The organism is Desulfosporosinus acidiphilus SJ4 (assembly GCF_000255115.2).
GTDB lineage: Bacteria > Bacillota > Desulfitobacteriia > Desulfitobacteriales > Desulfitobacteriaceae > Desulfosporosinus > Desulfosporosinus acidiphilus.
The window spans coordinates 3,306,046-3,323,523 of the sequence record NC_018068.1; the positions used below are offsets into that span (position 1 = coordinate 3,306,046).

Consider the following 17,478-nt stretch of genomic DNA (forward strand, 5'->3'; position numbering starts at 1 on the left):
TCGCACGTATAAACTCTTCTTGCAGTATTTAGCCAAAGGTTATACTTTCTGATAGTATAAGAAAAGAAAAACCCCGCTATTTTAATGATGCGGAGTTTTGAATTCATTCATTCTGCTATATTTTGTTTAAAATTGAAAAAAGCACCTGTCTTAAGCCTCTTGAGCCCTTGACACAAAACCACGATCTTTAGGAACTTTTAGAAGTGATTTTAAAATTTGAAAACCAGAAGTAACAATTACTGAAGCACAACTTAAAAGAAAAAAGCCAATCATCACTGTTCCAATCCAAGTTAACATATGCACACTCCCTAATGTATTTAATATCATTATAGCCGTTCCTTATCTTGCTATAATGATAGCATATATATATAAAAAAGGAAAGTGATTGTATTCACTTTCCCAAAGTTTAACTCTTTTAAATTATTTTTATTTTCAAAAATGACTCTATTCCCAAATAAGTCCATTATCTTCAGGCGAAATTTGACTGTTGGAGAAATTCCCCAGCCACGTTAAGAATAATTCTCTTTGTTCTTCCGGAACAGAGATTATCATATCAACAGCTTCACTAAATTCTTCACCTTTGATATGGTAATCCTTTTGCTCCAATTGATATTTCAAGGAAGCATATAAATCATATGAAACGCGTAATCGATATTGATGAAAAAGAGTCAATTGAACTAACTGTATTTCCTCAAAAACCTTCTTTGCGGTACCGCCGTAAGCTCTTGTTAAACCACCAGTACCGAGAAGAACTCCTCCAAAATACCTAACAACAACCAGTAAGATGTTCCATATATTTTGATGTTTGAGAATATCAAGGACCGGTCGCCCTCCTGTTCCTTGGGGTTCTCCATCGTCAGAAGCTTTTTCCAAATGGCCATCATGCAGACGGTAGGCATAAACATAATGCCGCGCATTCGGATAATCCTGACGGATTCGCTGCATTGCCTGATTGATTTGTTCAAGACAGTTTACAGGCATTCCAATTCCTATAAAACGTGATTTATCTATAGTTTGCTCGGCAATTGTTTTTTGGGAGAGTGTATAAAACCCTTCCATAATTAAATCTCCCGGTTCCTTTTCTGAGCTTTGTTTAAAAAAGGTTCTATATCAATAATAAAGCGTTCGTGCTTGCCGGCTCCGATCTGTCCCGCTTCATCGCTGGCTTCCACTGTAAACACTAATCTCCTCCGGTCAATTTCAATCAACTCAGCAGTTGCTGTTATTTTAACGCCTATAGTAGTGGCAGCAATATGATTGATTGTCAAAGAAGTTCCTACACTCGATTGTCCCTCAGGTAATTCCAAAGCGTTTACAGCGGCTTGTTCCATGAGTGCCACCATGGCAGGTGTGGCAAATACTTCTAAATTTCCGCTTCCCATAGATTTAGCCGTATTTGAGAACGTTACATTTGTCTCAGCATAACCCCGCATCCCAATACTAATCGCCACTATACTACATCCTTTTATTAAAAATTTACGTATATTCTATCATAAAATAAAGTAGTGTGTGAAATTATCACAACACTACTTTTAAACAAAAGTATTTTCAAGAATTACATTTTAGCCAGCCAATAACCAATGTAACCCACTACTACAATACCAACAATGTGCAAAACCCACCAGCCTGTCCGAAACGCTCCCCAAGTGCCTAAATCCATCCGTTCACGCAAATCGGCCATTTACGTTTCATCCTTTCTGATTAGTTCATATTCTGATGGGCTCCTCGAGAAATATCGCTCAGAGCATCTCCTGCTTCATTAACATGGATTCTTTCAATCGCCAAATCTCCGATAGCCAGAATGCCAACTAATTTTCCTTGGTCTACGACAGGAAGCCTTCTGATTTGATATTGCGACATTAAATCGGCCGCTTCATGAACATCTTGATTTGAGGAAACACTAACAATATTTTTACTCATAATTTCTTGTACTAAAGTAGTATTATAATCCTTACCGGCAGCTACGACGTTTAAAACAATATCTCGATCTGTAATCATGCCAACTACTTTACCGTTATCACAAATTGGAATGGATCCAACATCATCCTTCTTCATCAAACGTGCAGCATCTGCAACCGAGGTTTTGGATCCTGCCCAATCAACAGTGCTTGTCATTACGTCACTGACTTTCATTGTTTTACCCTCCTAAATAATAATTATCTAAACAGGATTAGTATGTACATTATTAATAAATCCATGCCAAGCTGTTAATATTATTTTAAGCAGCAGTTACTTAGTTACGTAATAAATTTTCATTATTCGGTGGTGCAGCTTTCGGGAATGGAGGTATAACGGTAACAACCGGATGTTATCTATACTAATAGATGTTATCTATACTAATAGATGTTATCTATACTAATAGATGTTATCTATACTAATAGATGTTATCTATACTAATAGGATAAATAAGGGAGTATCATTTGCTACCTCCAGATAAAGTAGTTTTACGACACTCCCAACTTTCTATCCTATTCAAATACCTCACCCTGCCGAACTTAGTAACTTTTAATGAAGTGTTGCAAATGGCATGTGATGCTAAGTAAACTAATAAAACTTTGGCTTTGTGCCGACGATAATCGCAACAACACCGCCTGCCAAATTAATATACTTCGTATTTTCCAAACCACACTCTGCAAAAATTTTAACGAGTTCCTGCTGTGCCGGGAATTCCAGCGCAGAGTCATGTAGATATTGATAAGCACTGGCCTTTTTAGCCCAAATTTGCCCCATCAAGGGAATTAATTTTTCGAAATATAACCAATAAACTTGTTTGAAACCAGGAAATGACGGCTTAGCCATGTCTAAGGAAACTACCTTGCCTCCCGGCTTAACAACACGTGCCATCTCTCTAATACCTTTTCTTAAATCCGGTAAATTTCGCAACCCCCATCCTACAGTGACTCCATCAAAAGAATTATCCGGAAAAGGAAGTTCCATAGCATCTCCTTGCATAAATTCAATCCAATGCATATCCGGAGTTTCAGCAAGTGTCTGCCGGGCAACATCGAGCATTTTTTGCGAGAAGTCTAAACCGGTGACTTTGCCTTTACTGCCTACTGTCTTGCCTAATTCCATGGAAAACTGTCCTGTCCCGCAGCAAACGTCCAGAATACTCATGCCGGGTTTAGCACCGACCTGCTGAACGGCTAGTCTTCGCCAGCGTTTGTCCATTCCCAAGCTCATTAAGCTATTCATTAAATCATAATGACCCGCAATTGCATTGAACGTTTCTTGAACATAAGTTGCTTTATCTTTTCCTGAAAAATCCATAAGCTTTCTCCCATTCTTACGATCATGTCTCACTATAGTATTGGACATTCGTATAAATAATACGCGATTGGGCGTTTGTTGTCTAGGCTGAATAAGTGTAAAGAAAAACTCGGCTTGTGCCGAGCTTGTTGACCTTAATTAATTTCTCCGATCTTGAAAGCACCACACATGAGATCGAAAACAACCTCTTCCATCCCCTCTAAGGACCTTGGCTTTTTGGAAATAACCCAATCACTAACCATGGCATCCAATGTGCCAAAAAACATTTGTCGTCCGACTTTCACGTCGTACAACAACAGCTCACCCTTATTAACGCCTTCAGTCAAAACCAGTTCAATTATATGAAAATATTCCCGAAGGGGACCGGAAATAGCTTCTCTGATGGTTGGATTAGATTGCCTCAACTCAATCTGAGTAAACATCGCTAAGGATCTGTTTTCCTGCATATATCTCAAATGTGTTTTTATGATACGTAATAGTCGCTCCTTGGCAGACTGGCACTCCTCTATTTCATGACGGATCTCATTAATGAATTGTCCCATGCGCTCCGTAAATAAGCTGATAAGAATATCTTCTTTATTTTTAAAATAAAGATAAATCGTTCCATCGGCAACACCGGCTAATTTAGCAATTTTAGATATTTGACTGTTAAAGAAACCATATTCGGCAAATGCCTCCGTTGCCGCGTCAAGAATCGCTTGATATTTTTCCTCACGGGGTCTACTCATTAGGAAGGACTCCCTTCAATCACAGATAACTCCATCTAAGCAATAGTTAGATGATATCATATTTTTTGATTTTCATAAATACTTCAAGACAACTTGGTACCCGCTAACGATTTCCCCCGGTCGGTAAGCACCCAAAAAGAATAGGTTTCTGAGGAGGCGAATCCACAACCTTGACAATGGCTGCTGCATTCGCTTGAACCGCAATTAACACTGCAAGCCTGTCCATAGTTCTCTCTGCGAACGTAACCCATGTGTTCCATTTGTTCCAAAGCGCTATCTATTTCCCTTTGCGAAGAATTTAATTCTTGAGCAAGTTGAGTCAATGATAATGATTCTTTGCGAGCCAAGATGTTTAAAATACTAGTAAGCATTCGAGACCACCTCCAGGAGTTAAATTCAATTAGCGAAAGCCCAAGGCTAGACCTCCGTGAAAGATAATCCACCCCACGATAAAACTTAAGATTAAGTTATAAGCGATCCCAAAACCAGTCCAACGCAGACTGCCGGACTCTTTATACGTCGTCACGACCGAGGCTAAACAGGGAATGTAGAGCATATACACTACTAAAAACGTATAGGCTCGCAAAGGAGACATGGCTCCGGTCATCGCCTGGGCAATTGATTGTGAGGCATCGGCTGCAACACCATATAAAATCCCCAAAGTCGATAACGTAGTTTCTTTAGCCGTAAAGCCAAAAACTATAGCAACCATAATCTTCCAGTCAAAACCAAGGGGTTTTCCGATGAATTCCAACCATCCTCCCATCTTACCGGCCCAAGTTAAGTTCATGGGAACTCCTTGGGGGAAAGAACTCAGCACCCAGACCACAATAGAAGCACCTAATATAAATGTCCAAGCTCTCTTCAGAAACGTGTAAGTTTTATGCCAAGTTGGCAATAAAACATTACGCAGGGTGGGAAGATGATACAAAGGCAATTCCATAACAAAGGCTGAGCGTTCTTTCTGATTGACAACTCTCCGCATAAATAAAGCAGAGATCATGACAAGAAGTAAACTAATAAGCATAAGACTTAACATAACCATAGCTCCGCGAGTTCCAGGAAAGAATGCCGCGACGACAGCACTCATAACTCCTAACCTCGGTACGCAGGGAATTAAGGGATTCAGCAGCATTGTAATCAATCGATCCTTGGGATCTTCAAGGGTTCGTGTGGCCATAATTCCCGGAACATTACATCCGAAACTGGATACCAAGGAAAAAAATGATTTGCCATGCAAACCCATCAATTGCATCAAGCGATCACCTAAGAAAGCAGCCCTGGCCAAATATCCGCTGTCTTGCAGAAAGGAGAAAAAAGCAAAGAAAATAGCAATTTGCGGAACAAAAGCCAGAACAGCCCCAACTCCGGCAAAAATCCCATCCCTGATCAGGCTCAATAGAAAAACAGGTGCGTGTACCCATTGCAATAAGTCGACTAAACGATCAGCAGCCCATGCCATTCCTTGAGAAACAGCATTTCCTAAAGGGGCACTGGCGATAAAGGAAGCCCAAAATACAAGGGCAAGAACCAGGATCATGATGGGATATCCCCATAAAGGGGATAAAATCCAACGATCCAAGGAATCAGTACGGGAAGGTTTCTTAAGAGCCTCTTGAGTTAAAAACTTGGGTAAGATCTGAGATATATAGTTATACTTCGCATCAGCAAAAGCCATTTCGAAATGGTCTTTAGTCCATCCTTCTTCCTCAAAGGTACGCAGCAAATCATCTCCCGGAAGCTCTGCCGCGTTCATAAGCCTGTATTTTAAAGCATCGCCCGAATCACAGCAAGAATCGCGCTGCCTACTCTTTGAAGAATCTGAAGAAGAGATTGCCGTCCATTCTTGTCCTATCTCCTGATCTCTCTCTAAACGTTTAAGGGCTAACCACCGTAATGGATACTTAGAAGCCCAGACCGTATCTTTTAAAAGAGTCTCCATCGCTTGAATTTTCTCTTCGAGCTCAGCCGGATAGGGCACTTCACGAATTACAGGGTCCTCCTTCATGAGTCCAACGTTAATAGCTTCTGCTAAGAACTGCTCAATTCCGATCCCCTTGGCTGCCACAATCTCAACCACTGGGACATTGAAGGCTCTTGCCAGCTCAGTGGTATGTAAGATTATGCCCGAGGATTTTGCTAAGTCCATCATATTGAGTCCAATGACTACGCGTGGAGCTAGCTCAAGAATCTGAAGAACCAAATAAAGATTCCTTTCGATATTAGAAGCATCTACCATAGCCATTACGACATCTGGTTTTTCACGGAGAATATATTCACGAGTTACAATCTCTTCCTGAGTATAAGCCGTCAAACTATATGTCCCCGGCAGGTCAATTAATTCGATGTCAAGATTATCCCGGCGTATATATCCCGTTTTACGTTCAACCGTTTTACCCGCCCAATTTCCTACCTGTTGATTTGACCCTGTTAGAGCATTAAAAACCGTACTCTTCCCAACGTTAGGATTGCCTACTAGAGCAATTTTCATGGCACAGCCGCCCTCCTTCTCAAAGCATTGTTAACTATGTCAAAGCGGCAAATTGATTTATCGTTATCCATCAGCGGCTGGCCAAGGAATGTCGATTAAAGTCTTGTTGCTTCTCTGAGACAACTATTTTGGCACATTCTCCGCGACGCATGGCAAGATAATAACCTTTTAGGCGAATTTGAAGCGGACCTCCCATAGGAGCGCAACGGACAACCTCCAGTTCGACTCCCGGTACAATTCCCATATCCATCATCCGGCGGCGCAATGCTCCTCCGCCGTTAATGCGCTCGACACAAGCCCGTTCTCCAGGTTTTAACTCTCCAAGACAGCGTTCCATGTTGATCCCTCCTCCGCAATTGATACTCATTCTCAATAAAATAGGCAACTTAATTGAGAATCTATCTCATTTGTTTATAGCATACTATTCTTTCTTGACCTTGTCAATATGATTAATTCCCTGCAGCGTCATAATCCTGAATTCGCTGAATTCTGACTACGTCGCTAATCAGCAAAACTTACAGCCCCAGTAAGTAACATTTCCTTTATAATTTTTTTGCTCACTCTCTGTCCCAAGGCAATACTTAGAAATAAGCGAACCTTTTCAGTCGATAAATCGGAAGCAAACCAGGCACCAATACGTTCGAGATCAGCTCCACCGCCAGGATATCCATAGACGGGAGAAGTTCGTCCGAATAAACAGCGTGACGTTATCACCACTGGAATACCTCTCTCAACTATCTCTGCGATTTCCGGAACGAGATGAGGCGGTAAATTACCTCGACCGAAAGCTTCAATAACCAAAGCACCTGTTTTCTCTTGCGTTATTGAGCGTAGAATATTATTGGGCATACCCGTATAGACCTTGCAAATAGCAACATCAGCCAAATTCTGGGGGACGCCGAGTTTGATCGTTTTTTCCGGCATACGGTGCCAAATGACCTCTCCTGTATCAATGGTCCCTAAATCACCTTTCTCCCCGGAATTAAAGGCATCAACGTGATTTGTGTGCAGTTTCCTGACATCTCTGGCTGCGTGAATTTGTTCATTAAGTGCGATCACAACTCCACGACCTACAGCACGAGGATCAAGGGCAATCCGCATAGCGTTTGTTAAATTGCGCGGCCCGTCGGAGTCTGCTTCCGAAGCGTCTCTCTGGGAAGCCGTTAATATTATCGGCCTAGGGTCCTTAATCGTTATATCTAAAAAATAGGCCGTTTCTTCAAGGGTATCTGTTCCATGAGTCACAACAATTCCTCTTAAGGAAGAATCCTTAGATAACCATTCTTCAATGACAGAGGCTAACCTCTTCATTTGATTTAAGTCCATATTACAACTTGCTACATTACTGAAATCGCATACATCCCACTTGGCGTGTCTTGTAAGTTCGGGAATACTTTCCAGAAGTTCATGCCCACTCACCGCAGGTACCGCTTTCCCTGCCTTATCTTTGCGCATAGCTATTGTTCCGCCGGTAGCGATAAGAAGAACCTTTTCCAAGACTATCCCTCCATTGAAGATGTTATATTTAGCTCTGAAAGAAGACTTTGAAGCCTAGCAACATGATATTTTTTAGAGATAACGTCACCATACCAATAACAATCTAGAATATCCGCGTCTTTCACCAGTTCTTCAAGAGGTGAACCTACTTCTTCTTTTTTCGAATGATTAATGATCGCTTGAACTATCCGCTCTTGGTTTATTGGAGAAATACTTTGCTGTGCTAAAAAGTGACGGGCAAAATCTTCTCCCTGAGGGGCATGGTTTTCTTGGCGACCGGTGACCCAGCGCCCACAATCATGTAATGCACAAGCTAAGGCTGCTTGTTCACTATCCACATGACGCTTCTGTGCTAATAGCCTACCAATCTGAGCGCAGCTAGTCAAATGAACTTTTTCCCAAAGGATCGGATAATCCCGTTCCATTTCTTTAAGTTCCATTTGATCCAAGAGGTGATAAATATCATGTAATTTTTTAATGAATTCCGTATTCATAGCCGTTATCCCTTCCTTAATTTTACAGTTAAAAAAGTAAAATTAAATTATAAATTTCTCATATCTTATCCTAAGAGTACCGATAAAGGAGGAGGATATAATTGAATTGGACACCAACCGTACGACATCTCATGGATAACCGCCTGTGGGTCCTTGGCTATGTTTCCGATGATTATCCCGGAGATTTGCGAGGAATAGATTCGATTCGCCAACAAGGATCCCACATCGATGTATACGCAGACTTCGCTTTTCAGCTTCAGACGAATGGTTTTTTTACAGGGCAGATTAATAATCTCGCTTTACAAGAAGGTCTGGCACGAAACATTGCACCACTCATTCTGTTCCATAATTTTAATGGAAGAATTTTTGATCCAATACCCATACGGACTGTTCTTGCCTCAACCTCTTCCCAAAAAAATTGTATCCAACAAATGATCAATTTACTGCCGCCTTCCGCAGCCGGTGTACATGTGGATTTTGAGGGAGTCGAAGCCCCGTACCGAATTCCTTTTATCGCTTTTCTTGAATCTCTTCGAGCTGTTTTGCATGACAGAGGTTTACTCTTAACTATTGCCGTCCCTGCAAAGCGTTCAGAATGGGAAGCTCCGGGCTATGACTTCACAGAAATAGGAAGGTTATGTGATGCAATCACTCTTATGACCTACGACGAACACTTTTCCGGCGGATCTCCGGGCCCAATTGCCAGTTTGCCATGGATGACTCAGACGCTCGACTATGCAATACGTTATCTCCCTCAGGACAAACTATTATTAGGAATACCTGTTTATGGATACGACTGGTCCAACGAAGCCACTCAAATAGTGCCAATGCGTGACATTCCTGGTTTAGCTGCTAAAGCCAACGCCCGTATCCTTTGGTCCGATACAGCTGTTGAACCATATTTCTACTATTGGCTCAGCCGCTCCCGCCATAGTGTTTGGTTTGAAAATGAGATTTCAACCAAAATCCGTCTTGGTTTTGTTAAAAGTTACCGTTTAAGAGGTATTGCTATTTGGCGCCTGGGATATGAGACCAATCGGTTTTGGCAAGGAGTTACCAGTAAATTAAAAAAATAATTAAATCTTGTTCCTTCAATAAATAAAGAGAAATAGAGAGACATCCCCATAAAGGATGCTCTTTTTACTTGTTTCTTTATTTATTTCCCCTTATTATTGAGATAACAAATCATAATTGGGTTACGAATTAAACAGAATTTATGATGATAATGACCATCAGAAAAAAAACAACGAATACAACAGTAACTCTGAAAGGTGAATTAATGACCGATCGAATACGAACGAGTTCAATTCCGAGCATACTCTTGCCTCCTGTAAATAATGTATGCTCTCGTCAGTTTTAGTGTTATTTTATGGTCTTAGTATAACATTAAACTCCGATTAAATAAATTTGCATTGAGGATGGAAAAGAGGTCTTATTGTGCTTACACCTAATGAACTCCTGCGTTTTTCTCTGTTCTCATCGTTAACAGAAGACGATCTGTCCCCGCTCATTCCCCATCTCCTAGAACGTCATTACCGGAAGGGACAGCTTTTGTTTGTGGAAGGAGAAATCGGCACCTGCGTTTATTTTGTGCATTCAGGACAAGTAAAACTTAGTAAACGATCTCCTGAAGGTGATGAACAAATTCTCGACTGGTATGGCCCTTACGATAGCTTTGCCGAAATTTTGCTCTTAGAGGCAGGCCCATATCCTGCAACCGCTGAAGTGCTTCAAGATACTGTTTTATTTGTCCTAGACAATGAGATTATGCCCCAAATCCTTGAGGTCAGCCCCACACTCTCTTTAGCCCTTATTCGTACTTTAAACCGCAGGCTAAGATTAGCTCAAGAGTTTATCCGAATTTTAACCAATCGCTCTACCTCGGGAATATTGGCTGCGCTCTTTCTGCGTCTGGCTCAGCCTGCGGCTTCTCCGGGAGAACCCATTTTTATCGATGCTTCTATCACGCATCGTGATCTTGCCAATATGATTGGGACAAGCCGGGAATGTGTCAACCGGGCTATCAACGGATGGAAGAAGACCGGAATACTTAGACAGGTCGACGACCGCTTAGAAATTATCAAACCCCATGAACTAGCCGATTGGCCTTAATTAATTTCTAGGTCCTGTATGTTTACGGATTCGAATTGATTTATTATCTGCCAGCAGTCAGACCAACTCATGTTTAGTTGACGCCTCCAAAAAATCATGGCGGCTCGTGTCTTCTCATTAACCCGATCATTGAACATGCTTTGATTAGGGATCTTCCCTCCCCATGCTTTAACCCATTCGAGATAGCAATGAATCTGTTCTGCTGCCTGCCGCTTCAAATATCGAATGGTGTAAATAATTGTCAGCCAATGGATAACCTCCTCTTCGACGCCACGTATAAAAACTTGCCCATCTAAATCTTCACCGGCAATTATCAAGAGCAGACAAAGAAAATGTACTCGAACTGCTTGACGCAAAGAGTCAGGATTCATCTGAAAAATCTCAGCAAACCTTCCTAAAGGCTTTAGGAAAACCTTTACACTTGGATCTCGATAAGTGCAAACTCCAAAGGCCGATAGTGAAACTGGGAAGACATCTTCTAAACCGCTCTCTTGCAATTGGCCTAATAAATCTTGTTCAGCTTGCACTAAGCGTTGTTCTCTCGTTAATAGTTCATCCGTGGTTTCTTTTAAAAAAGCCTCAGCATCTTTTGGACGTTCCGGAAGAGAATCCGACCATTCCCTTAACCGCGAGCGCCTGGGCATTAATAGCTCGATCATCGAGCCTGTTTCTTGATGCAAGCGTTTAAAGCCCTGCCGAACACGTTCAGGATCTCGGTATACCCCCCGCATCATTGTTTCAGCCGCACGGGGTATTTCCATGGATTCCTCAAACTTCACAATTGCTGCTCCGTTTCGTTCCGGAAATTTTAGCCCCATGGACTGCTCTATCTCTAATCTCAGCGAAGACACCACCAATCCCTCCTTAGCCTTGTCTCTTGTTTCATCATATGGATTCAAGAACCGATTAAGACCAAACCTTGCGTAAAGTTGACCACCAATGACCCTTTTGTTAAAATAAGTAAAAAATGACATCAGAAACGAGCTGACTTACATGTCTGAGCTTACCTTTCATGAATATACCTTAGACCCCTTCCAAGAAAAAGCTTTAGCAGCCATTGATGCGGGGAAATCAGTTATCGTAGCCGCACCCACCGGAACAGGCAAAACATTAGTTGCTGATTATTTAATCGAGAAAGCTATGTCTGAACACCTTAAAGTGATCTACACAGCTCCTATCAAAGCCTTAAGCAATCAAAAGTATCGTGATTTTAAGGACCAGTTCGGAGAAGATTCAGTGGGTATAATGACAGGAGATGTTGTCTTAAATCCTACAGCGCCTCTTCTCATTATGACGACGGAAGTATTCCGCAATCAAGTTATAACGGAAGACCCTAATCTTGAATTCGTATCTCACATTGTCTTTGATGAAATTCACTGGCTCAACGACGAGGAACGAGGAACGGTCTGGGAAGAATCAATCATTCTTGCTCCTGCCAAGATGAAAATTCTTGGGCTTAGCGCTACAATTGCCAATGCCCGGCAGTTAGTGGACTGGATTGAATCCATCCGTCATGAGGAAGTTGCCTTAATCGAAGAACCCAAACGCATTGTTCCGTTAGAATATTTTTATTTTACCAAGGATACGGGACTTGTAGATTACAATCACCTTTGGAAATTTTACCGTCAAAAACTCAAGCAAAACAAAAATGAAGAGAATCCCTTCAGTCCCACAACCCACTTGGATCTTATCCGGACAATACAGCGCGACCATCTGCCTGCTCTTTTTTTCGTTTTTAGCCGCAAGCAGTGTGCCATTAAAGCTATGGAACTAGCCGCTATTGCCAACTATCTAAAATCTCCGGAGCGGCGAATGGTCGAAGAAAAATTTCTTCAATACTTTGGTCCGGAAAATGATTGGTCTTCATCAACTCGTCAATTAAAGCGCTTATGTTCGAAGGGAATCGCCTATCATCATGCAGGGTTGCTGCCCTCTCAAAAAATGGTGGTAGAAGAGCTATTCCTAGAACGACTTATTAAAGTCCTTTATTGCACTGAAACCTTTAGTGTCGGCATTAATTATCCTGTAAAAGCGGTCTGTTTTGATTCTCTCAATAAATATGACGGCCGCAATTTCCGTCCCTTGGCTAACCATGAGTTCTTTCAAATGTCAGGTCGGGCCGGACGGAGAGGTATTGATAAAAAAGGGTTTTCTTTTGCCATAGTAGACTTAGCCTATATGGAAAAAAGTCCCCCTCCCAAATTTCAGCTTAACAAGCTTGAACCTTTGACCAGCCAATTTCGGTTGTCTTATAATTCCGTTTTAAATCTAACGGCCACACTTAATCAAGAGCAAATAGAAACCTATTTTCAGAAGAGTTTCGCCGCCTACAGCTACCGATCGAACTCTGATCAATTTCATTTAGAGTTGGCTGACATTGAAAAACAACTGGCAGAATCCAAAAAGAATTTATGCGAAGATGTTGAGTCGTTTAAGTGTCCTATAAAGCACCGTCCTAAACAAAAAGAGTTAGAAAGATTGCGTAAAGCTTACAGAGCTCTGGGGCCCCGTAAGCAGAACCGTGCTTATGGTCGTGAAATGGCGCGTAAGATTCGATCATGGGAAAAAATATTATTACACCCTCCGCAAAACTGTCCTTCAGAGCAAAGAGATCGCTGCGAAAATTACAGTAAAACCTACCTTAAATTAAAACAACAACAGAAAGAACTTTTAAATGCTCTTGAAGCCCTTCCTAATGAGAATGCCTTTCTAATGGAATATGAGTATAAAAAAAATCATCTTCGCCAGCTTGGATATCTTCGTGATGATGAACTATTACCACGAGGTCTATGCGCCAGCCGGATTTATGTACAGGAGCTGCTAGTGACGGAGTTGATTTATTCAGACGTCTTGACTCAGCTCGACGATGATCAAATGAATGCTCTGCTTTCAAGCATTGATTTCGAAGCTCGAAAAAATGATATTTTCCAGCGTTCTGCAGCCTTTGATTCAACACCGGTTAAGGATATCCTTACGTACATCCAGAGTATATGCGGGCCAGAGTCTGTTCGCTTTGACCCTCGTGTTTCAGGAATCACTTACGCTTGGAGTCAGGGACAGTCCTTTAGTGAAGTTCAAAAGATGTGTAATCTCGACGAAGGAGATATCATTAGTGTTTTTCGACGTACCATCGATTTATTGCGTCAAATGCGTGATGCAGTGAATGACTCAAATTTAAGATCGCGTTTCAAAGAATGCATGGATAAACTCGATCGGGATGAAGCTGCAATTATGGAACTGTAAGCAGCAGCAGAGAACGGGGGACCACTCACACTTCTATAAGTAGGAATCTCACGATTGGATGGTAATAAAGAAAACTAAGCTGTCGCTTTCGCCAGAAGCTTAGCGACAGCTTAGCTGCACTTATACTAGCGGACGAAGACACTGTCTTCGCATGAATTAATTCTTCTTGCAGTAGTTAATCGAAGGTTATACTTTCTGATCGTATAAAAAAGGGGTATCTCAAAGCAAGCTTTGTGACACCCCTTTTTTATTATCCGCAACTATGTTGTCCGTTCAGTTTAATCGGCAACTTCAAATTCGCTTTTGGCCACACCACAAAGCGGGCAAACCCAATCATCCGGAATATCCTCAAAAGCGGTACCCGGTTCAATTCCTGAATCCGGGTCTCCCAGTTGAGGATCATAAACATAACCACAAGCACTGCAAACGTATTTTTTCATGATCAAACCTCCAATTGATGTTAAATATCATTGTTATCATATCATTATTATAATAACATTATTCTGCTAAAATTGCTCTTCATCTTAATGTTCTATATTAAAATCTTTGTCAAGGAAATATTATAGTTCCTTAACACATAATCAATAAACTCCTCAGCACAGTGACAGGGTTCACGATGTTCACAAAAGCCAACTTCAAGTTTGCCGACGAGATGATGCTGTAAAACATGTACATTAACATATAAATGACTTACCCTTTGACTAACCGCTAAAAAATATCTTACCGCCAAATAAAACAAGACTAACAAGCAGAGACTGAAGAGTATTCCGAAATTGGGTAATAACCATGGTATACTGACGATGCAGACCCCAATAATCATCAACAACAGCATCCCAATAATCTCTCTGAGCTTTGCGCTTTTCCATTCATAATAACGTCTGAGGAATTCATAAAATAAATTGGCAAAATTGGTTGATGGCACCGGAAGATTCATGGGTACTGCTGGTTTTGGGAACAGGAGATGATCGTAGATTCCCAAGGTATCTCCCCCTCTAGTTTATATTCAATCTGCGGAAAGAATTAACAATATAATTATATTATCCCCCTTTACCATTCTACCCTTCCATATAAAATTCCTTCACGCATTTAGAATCTCTAAACTCTTTTCTTTGATACCGCTTGGATCGTGGAGGTCTAAAAAAAAGCCTCTGAGCATAATCTTCTCAGAGGCTTCAGCCAAATCTCAGCGTTTGCTACGACCCGCTCTGTTTTACAGAGGTGCATAAACTGAGACATCCTTTCTCGGTGCTGCAGCACCGGAGAAACAGAACATATGGCAAGAAATCAGGAACCATGGTTTTCCTTGTCCTTTTGATTTCATTCGTTTCGAGGCTAATTATTTAGCCTGTTCATGCCGGACAAAGTATCCATTCCTATCTACTTATTCGCGCTGATCATAAGAAATTCCTTGAACGAAAAAAGATAACTTTTGGTAACTATTGTAGAATTAACTATTTCTTGTTTCCTTTTTGCTTCTTTTTATTACGCTTTTCGAAAAGAAGTTCGGCAGTATGAATCACTTTAATATTAGGGTTTCGTTTATCCAATCCACCGGAAATTTGCATCAAACATCCGGGACAATCCACGGCTACGACTTCAGCCCCCGTTTCCTCAATATTATTAAGCTTTCGCTCCAAAATTGGTTCAGACAGTTCCGGGAATTTGATGGAGTACGAACCTGCAAATCCGCAGCAACGATCAGACTCTTTCATTTCGATGAGCTCAACCCCTTTTGTATCACTCAGAAGTTTACGTTGCTCAGCGAAGACACCCATTTTTCTTTTCAGGTGACAGGAATCGTGATAAGTAACTTTCAGCGGTACACCATCTCCACCTGGTTCAAGACCTCCCAGATCCGAAAGCAATTTGGAAAAGTCGAAGGATTTACGGCTTAACTCAGCAGCCCGAGCAGCTAAAGCAGGATCGTCTTCAACGAGTTCCAGAAAACTATCTTTAAGAGCGTGGGTACAGGTTGGGCAGGCACTTACCACATAGTCAACATTTTCAGCATCGAGAGCTTCAATGTTCATTTTAGCCAGTTTTCGTGCATTGTTGCGGTCACCCATATAGGTAGCCGGAGCACCGCAACAAGATTGCCCCTCTGGGAAAACAACTTCATATCCTTTTTCATTGAGAGCACTGATGACTCCTTCGCCGATCCGAGGGTAAACAAAGTCAATTAAGCACCCTGAATAGAGAGCAACCTTTCCTTTTGGGCTTTTAACGTCTTGTTTAATCGTTTTAAATACATCACGGAATGGTATATCCGCTACCGCCGGCAAGCTCTTCTTTTCAGTCATGCCCGATAAAAATAGCGGCAAGTGGCGAATGACCGGCTGTCCTTTGGTAAATGGTTTTTGCGCTTTGGAAGCTACCCGTAACAACGAATGGAATAACCGTCGATTGGAAACAACATCTAAAGCAAACTTTTGGGTAAAAGGCAACCCTTGTTTTTCTCCCATGCGGTTGCGAAGTTCTAAGATCATTTCGGGGATATCTAAATTTCCCGGACACACTTCGGAACATTTCCCGCACTGAAGACAAAGATTCTGGGGATTTTTGGCATCATTTTCTGAGTTTAAGAAATTTGTTAAGATGGTTCCGATTCCACCGGTATAGATATGACCGTAAACATGACCGCCTACAAGTTGAAAAGCAGGACACACATTGAGACAGGAGGCACATCGTATACATTGGAATGTTTTTTTGAACTTCGGATCGTTATACATTTTACGCCGCCCATTATCCATGAGAATAATGTGGAACTCTTTGTCCTTTACTGAACCGTCTTGATAATAGGCAGGTGTCGGGCCTGTAACCATAGTTACATAACTCGTGATTTGCTGTGCAGTAGCACTTCTGGGCAACGCTTGCAAAATATGCGTAGCATCTTCAAATTTTGGCACGAGTTTTTCAATACCTACGAGGAAAACATGAACCCGAGGCAAGGTTGATGTGAGCCGGGCATTTCCTTCATTGGTAACCATCATTAAAGTACCAGTTTCAGCGATAGCCATATTCGCTCCGGAAATCCCCATATCTGCCTCGAGAAATTTTTTACGGAGTTCAACTCGAGCTGTTTTAACCAGCTCTGTGATAACAGGTTGACTTACCCTATCCAAATGCCCCGAAAAAACATCTGCGACCTCTTCTTTCGTCATATGGATTGCCGGCATAACCATATGCGAGGGATGTTGCCCGGCAAGCTGAAGTATCCATTCACCCAAGTCTGATTCTTGAACATCGATTCCTTCAGCCATTAATGCTTTGTTTAACGAAATTTCTTCTGAAGCCATTGACTTCGATTTAACAACACGTTTAACGCCTTGTTGTTTTGCCAAATCACTGATATACTTTTTGGCATCTTCCCCACTAGCTGCGCGGAAAACTTTTGCCCCTCTTGCAGTAGCCGCCTTTTCAAATTGATCGATCATCTCATCCAAGTGACTGGCGGCATAGGATTTAACTTTAACAATATTTTCACGAATTGACGGAAAATCATATCCCTCGTATGCTTTTTCACGTGCAGTGATATAAGTATCTCCAAAACGACCTAAGGCACCGCGCAGCACATCATTCTCCAGTGCATCCGAAATTTTCTTCTTAAATTGTTTATCTGCCATTTAGACCACTCCCTCTCCCA

19 protein-coding genes are annotated in these 17,478 nt (G+C 41.5%); 3 read left to right on the forward strand and 16 right to left on the reverse strand.

The genetic code is table 11. From position 1 onward, the window contains the following. Positions 1 to 150 precede the first annotated feature (150 nt). The 12 genes from DESACI_RS24835 to DESACI_RS15120 form a co-directional block, all read right to left on the reverse strand. Positions 151 to 297: a hypothetical protein gene (locus tag DESACI_RS24835; protein ID WP_169314529.1), complete on the reverse strand. Its 147-nt coding sequence runs from the start codon at positions 295 to 297 to the stop codon at positions 151 to 153. A 147-nt stretch (positions 298 to 444) separates the two neighbouring features. After that, the gene (locus DESACI_RS15075) at positions 445 to 1,059 is read right to left on the reverse strand and encodes a YigZ family protein (RefSeq protein ID WP_014828060.1); all 615 of its coding nucleotides are present in this window, start codon (positions 1,057 to 1,059) and stop codon (positions 445 to 447) included. A 2-nt stretch (positions 1,060 to 1,061) separates the two neighbouring features. Beyond that, positions 1,062 to 1,433 (reverse strand): thioesterase family protein, encoded by a 372-nt coding sequence (locus tag DESACI_RS15080; protein WP_041276550.1) that lies wholly within the window; start codon positions 1,431 to 1,433, stop codon positions 1,062 to 1,064. Positions 1,434 to 1,555: 122 nt separating this feature from the next. Beyond that, on the reverse strand, positions 1,556 to 1,681 hold the full coding sequence (locus DESACI_RS25560; RefSeq protein WP_014828062.1) for a hypothetical protein: 126 nt from the start codon (positions 1,679 to 1,681) through the stop codon (positions 1,556 to 1,558). A 20-nt stretch (positions 1,682 to 1,701) separates the two neighbouring features. Further along, positions 1,702 to 2,133, reverse strand: coding sequence for a CBS domain-containing protein (locus DESACI_RS15085; protein WP_014828063.1), 432 nt, complete (start codon positions 2,131 to 2,133; stop codon positions 1,702 to 1,704). 411 nt (positions 2,134 to 2,544) lie between these two features. Continuing rightward, a complete protein-coding gene (locus tag DESACI_RS15090; protein WP_014828064.1) occupies positions 2,545 to 3,270 on the reverse strand; it encodes a demethylmenaquinone methyltransferase in 726 nt (241 codons plus the stop codon). A 134-nt stretch (positions 3,271 to 3,404) separates the two neighbouring features. Next, positions 3,405 to 3,998: a fatty acid metabolism transcriptional regulator FadR gene (gene fadR, locus DESACI_RS15095; protein ID WP_014828065.1), complete on the reverse strand. Its 594-nt coding sequence runs from the start codon at positions 3,996 to 3,998 to the stop codon at positions 3,405 to 3,407. An 83-nt stretch (positions 3,999 to 4,081) separates the two neighbouring features. Beyond that, entirely contained in the window at positions 4,082 to 4,369 is a 288-nt protein-coding gene (locus tag DESACI_RS15100) for a FeoC-like transcriptional regulator (RefSeq protein WP_014828066.1), read from the reverse strand. Positions 4,370 to 4,398: 29 nt separating this feature from the next. Further along, positions 4,399 to 6,489: a ferrous iron transport protein B gene (feoB, locus tag DESACI_RS15105; protein ID WP_014828067.1), complete on the reverse strand. Its 2,091-nt coding sequence runs from the start codon at positions 6,487 to 6,489 to the stop codon at positions 4,399 to 4,401. A gap of 70 nt (positions 6,490 to 6,559) precedes the next feature. After that, the gene (locus DESACI_RS15110) at positions 6,560 to 6,826 is read right to left on the reverse strand and encodes a FeoA family protein (protein WP_014828068.1); all 267 of its coding nucleotides are present in this window, start codon (positions 6,824 to 6,826) and stop codon (positions 6,560 to 6,562) included. 164 nt (positions 6,827 to 6,990) lie between these two features. Then, positions 6,991 to 7,986, reverse strand: a complete 996-nt coding sequence (locus tag DESACI_RS15115) for an asparaginase (RefSeq protein WP_014828069.1) — start codon at positions 7,984 to 7,986, stop codon at positions 6,991 to 6,993. Between the two features lie 2 nt (positions 7,987 to 7,988). Beyond that, positions 7,989 to 8,480 carry an HD domain-containing protein gene (locus tag DESACI_RS15120; protein ID WP_014828070.1) on the reverse strand — a complete coding sequence of 164 codons (492 nt, stop codon included), beginning with the start codon at positions 8,478 to 8,480 and terminating at the stop codon, positions 7,989 to 7,991. A gap of 101 nt (positions 8,481 to 8,581) precedes the next feature. Between DESACI_RS15120 and DESACI_RS15125 the strand changes: the two genes are divergently transcribed. Next, a complete protein-coding gene (locus DESACI_RS15125) occupies positions 8,582 to 9,556 on the forward strand; it encodes a glycosyl hydrolase family 18 protein (protein WP_014828071.1) in 975 nt (324 codons plus the stop codon). 361 nt (positions 9,557 to 9,917) lie between these two features. Then, the gene (locus DESACI_RS15130; protein WP_014828073.1) at positions 9,918 to 10,592 is read left to right on the forward strand and encodes a Crp/Fnr family transcriptional regulator; all 675 of its coding nucleotides are present in this window, start codon (positions 9,918 to 9,920) and stop codon (positions 10,590 to 10,592) included. Here the strand turns inward: DESACI_RS15130 and DESACI_RS15135 are convergent. After that, positions 10,589 to 11,446 carry a hypothetical protein gene (locus tag DESACI_RS15135; protein WP_014828074.1) on the reverse strand — a complete coding sequence of 286 codons (858 nt, stop codon included), beginning with the start codon at positions 11,444 to 11,446 and terminating at the stop codon, positions 10,589 to 10,591. The two genes, DESACI_RS15130 and DESACI_RS15135, sit on opposite strands and share 4 nt — an antisense overlap. Before the next feature lie 139 nt (positions 11,447 to 11,585). Between DESACI_RS15135 and DESACI_RS15140 the strand changes: the two genes are divergently transcribed. Then, entirely contained in the window at positions 11,586 to 13,835 is a 2,250-nt protein-coding gene (locus DESACI_RS15140) for a DEAD/DEAH box helicase (RefSeq protein WP_014828075.1), read from the forward strand. Positions 13,836 to 14,113: 278 nt separating this feature from the next. On the opposite strand, the gene rd is transcribed toward DESACI_RS15140, so the two are convergent. From rd to ldhH, 3 genes are all read right to left on the reverse strand, one after another. Then, positions 14,114 to 14,275, reverse strand: a complete 162-nt coding sequence (gene rd / locus DESACI_RS15145; protein WP_014828076.1) for a rubredoxin — start codon at positions 14,273 to 14,275, stop codon at positions 14,114 to 14,116. A gap of 92 nt (positions 14,276 to 14,367) precedes the next feature. Then, the gene (locus DESACI_RS15150) at positions 14,368 to 14,814 is read right to left on the reverse strand and encodes a hypothetical protein (protein WP_014828077.1); all 447 of its coding nucleotides are present in this window, start codon (positions 14,812 to 14,814) and stop codon (positions 14,368 to 14,370) included. Between the two features lie 472 nt (positions 14,815 to 15,286). Beyond that, positions 15,287 to 17,458 carry an L-lactate dehydrogenase (quinone) large subunit LdhH gene (gene ldhH / locus DESACI_RS15155; RefSeq protein WP_014828078.1) on the reverse strand — a complete coding sequence of 724 codons (2,172 nt, stop codon included), beginning with the start codon at positions 17,456 to 17,458 and terminating at the stop codon, positions 15,287 to 15,289. Between the last annotated feature and the right edge of the window lie 20 nt (positions 17,459 to 17,478).

What these genes read in the sequence shown, in the direction of transcription:
- DESACI_RS24835 (WP_169314529.1), bottom strand. Translation starts at nt 297, where the DNA reads ATGTTAACTTGGATTGGAACAGTGATGATTGGCTTTTTTCTTTTAAGT.
- DESACI_RS15120 (WP_014828070.1), bottom strand. Translation starts at nt 8,480, where the DNA reads ATGAATACGGAATTCATTAAAAAATTACATGATATTTATCACCTCTTG.
- fadR (WP_014828065.1), bottom strand. Translation starts at nt 3,998, where the DNA reads ATGAGTAGACCCCGTGAGGAAAAATATCAAGCGATTCTTGACGCGGCA.
- DESACI_RS15100 (WP_014828066.1), bottom strand. Translation starts at nt 4,369, where the DNA reads ATGCTTACTAGTATTTTAAACATCTTGGCTCGCAAAGAATCATTATCA.
- ldhH (WP_014828078.1), bottom strand. Translation starts at nt 17,458, where the DNA reads ATGGCAGATAAACAATTTAAGAAGAAAATTTCGGATGCACTGGAGAAT.
- DESACI_RS15140 (WP_014828075.1), top strand. Translation starts at nt 11,586, where the DNA reads ATGTCTGAGCTTACCTTTCATGAATATACCTTAGACCCCTTCCAAGAA.
- DESACI_RS15080 (WP_041276550.1), bottom strand. Translation starts at nt 1,433, where the DNA reads ATGCGGGGTTATGCTGAGACAAATGTAACGTTCTCAAATACGGCTAAA.
- DESACI_RS15075 (WP_014828060.1), bottom strand. Translation starts at nt 1,059, where the DNA reads ATGGAAGGGTTTTATACACTCTCCCAAAAAACAATTGCCGAGCAAACT.
- DESACI_RS15110 (WP_014828068.1), bottom strand. Translation starts at nt 6,826, where the DNA reads ATGGAACGCTGTCTTGGAGAGTTAAAACCTGGAGAACGGGCTTGTGTC.
- DESACI_RS25560 (WP_014828062.1), bottom strand. Translation starts at nt 1,681, where the DNA reads ATGGCCGATTTGCGTGAACGGATGGATTTAGGCACTTGGGGAGCGTTT.
- DESACI_RS15085 (WP_014828063.1), bottom strand. Translation starts at nt 2,133, where the DNA reads ATGAAAGTCAGTGACGTAATGACAAGCACTGTTGATTGGGCAGGATCC.
- feoB (WP_014828067.1), bottom strand. Translation starts at nt 6,489, where the DNA reads ATGAAAATTGCTCTAGTAGGCAATCCTAACGTTGGGAAGAGTACGGTT.
- DESACI_RS15090 (WP_014828064.1), bottom strand. Translation starts at nt 3,270, where the DNA reads ATGGATTTTTCAGGAAAAGATAAAGCAACTTATGTTCAAGAAACGTTC.
- rd (WP_014828076.1), bottom strand. Translation starts at nt 14,275, where the DNA reads ATGAAAAAATACGTTTGCAGTGCTTGTGGTTATGTTTATGATCCTCAA.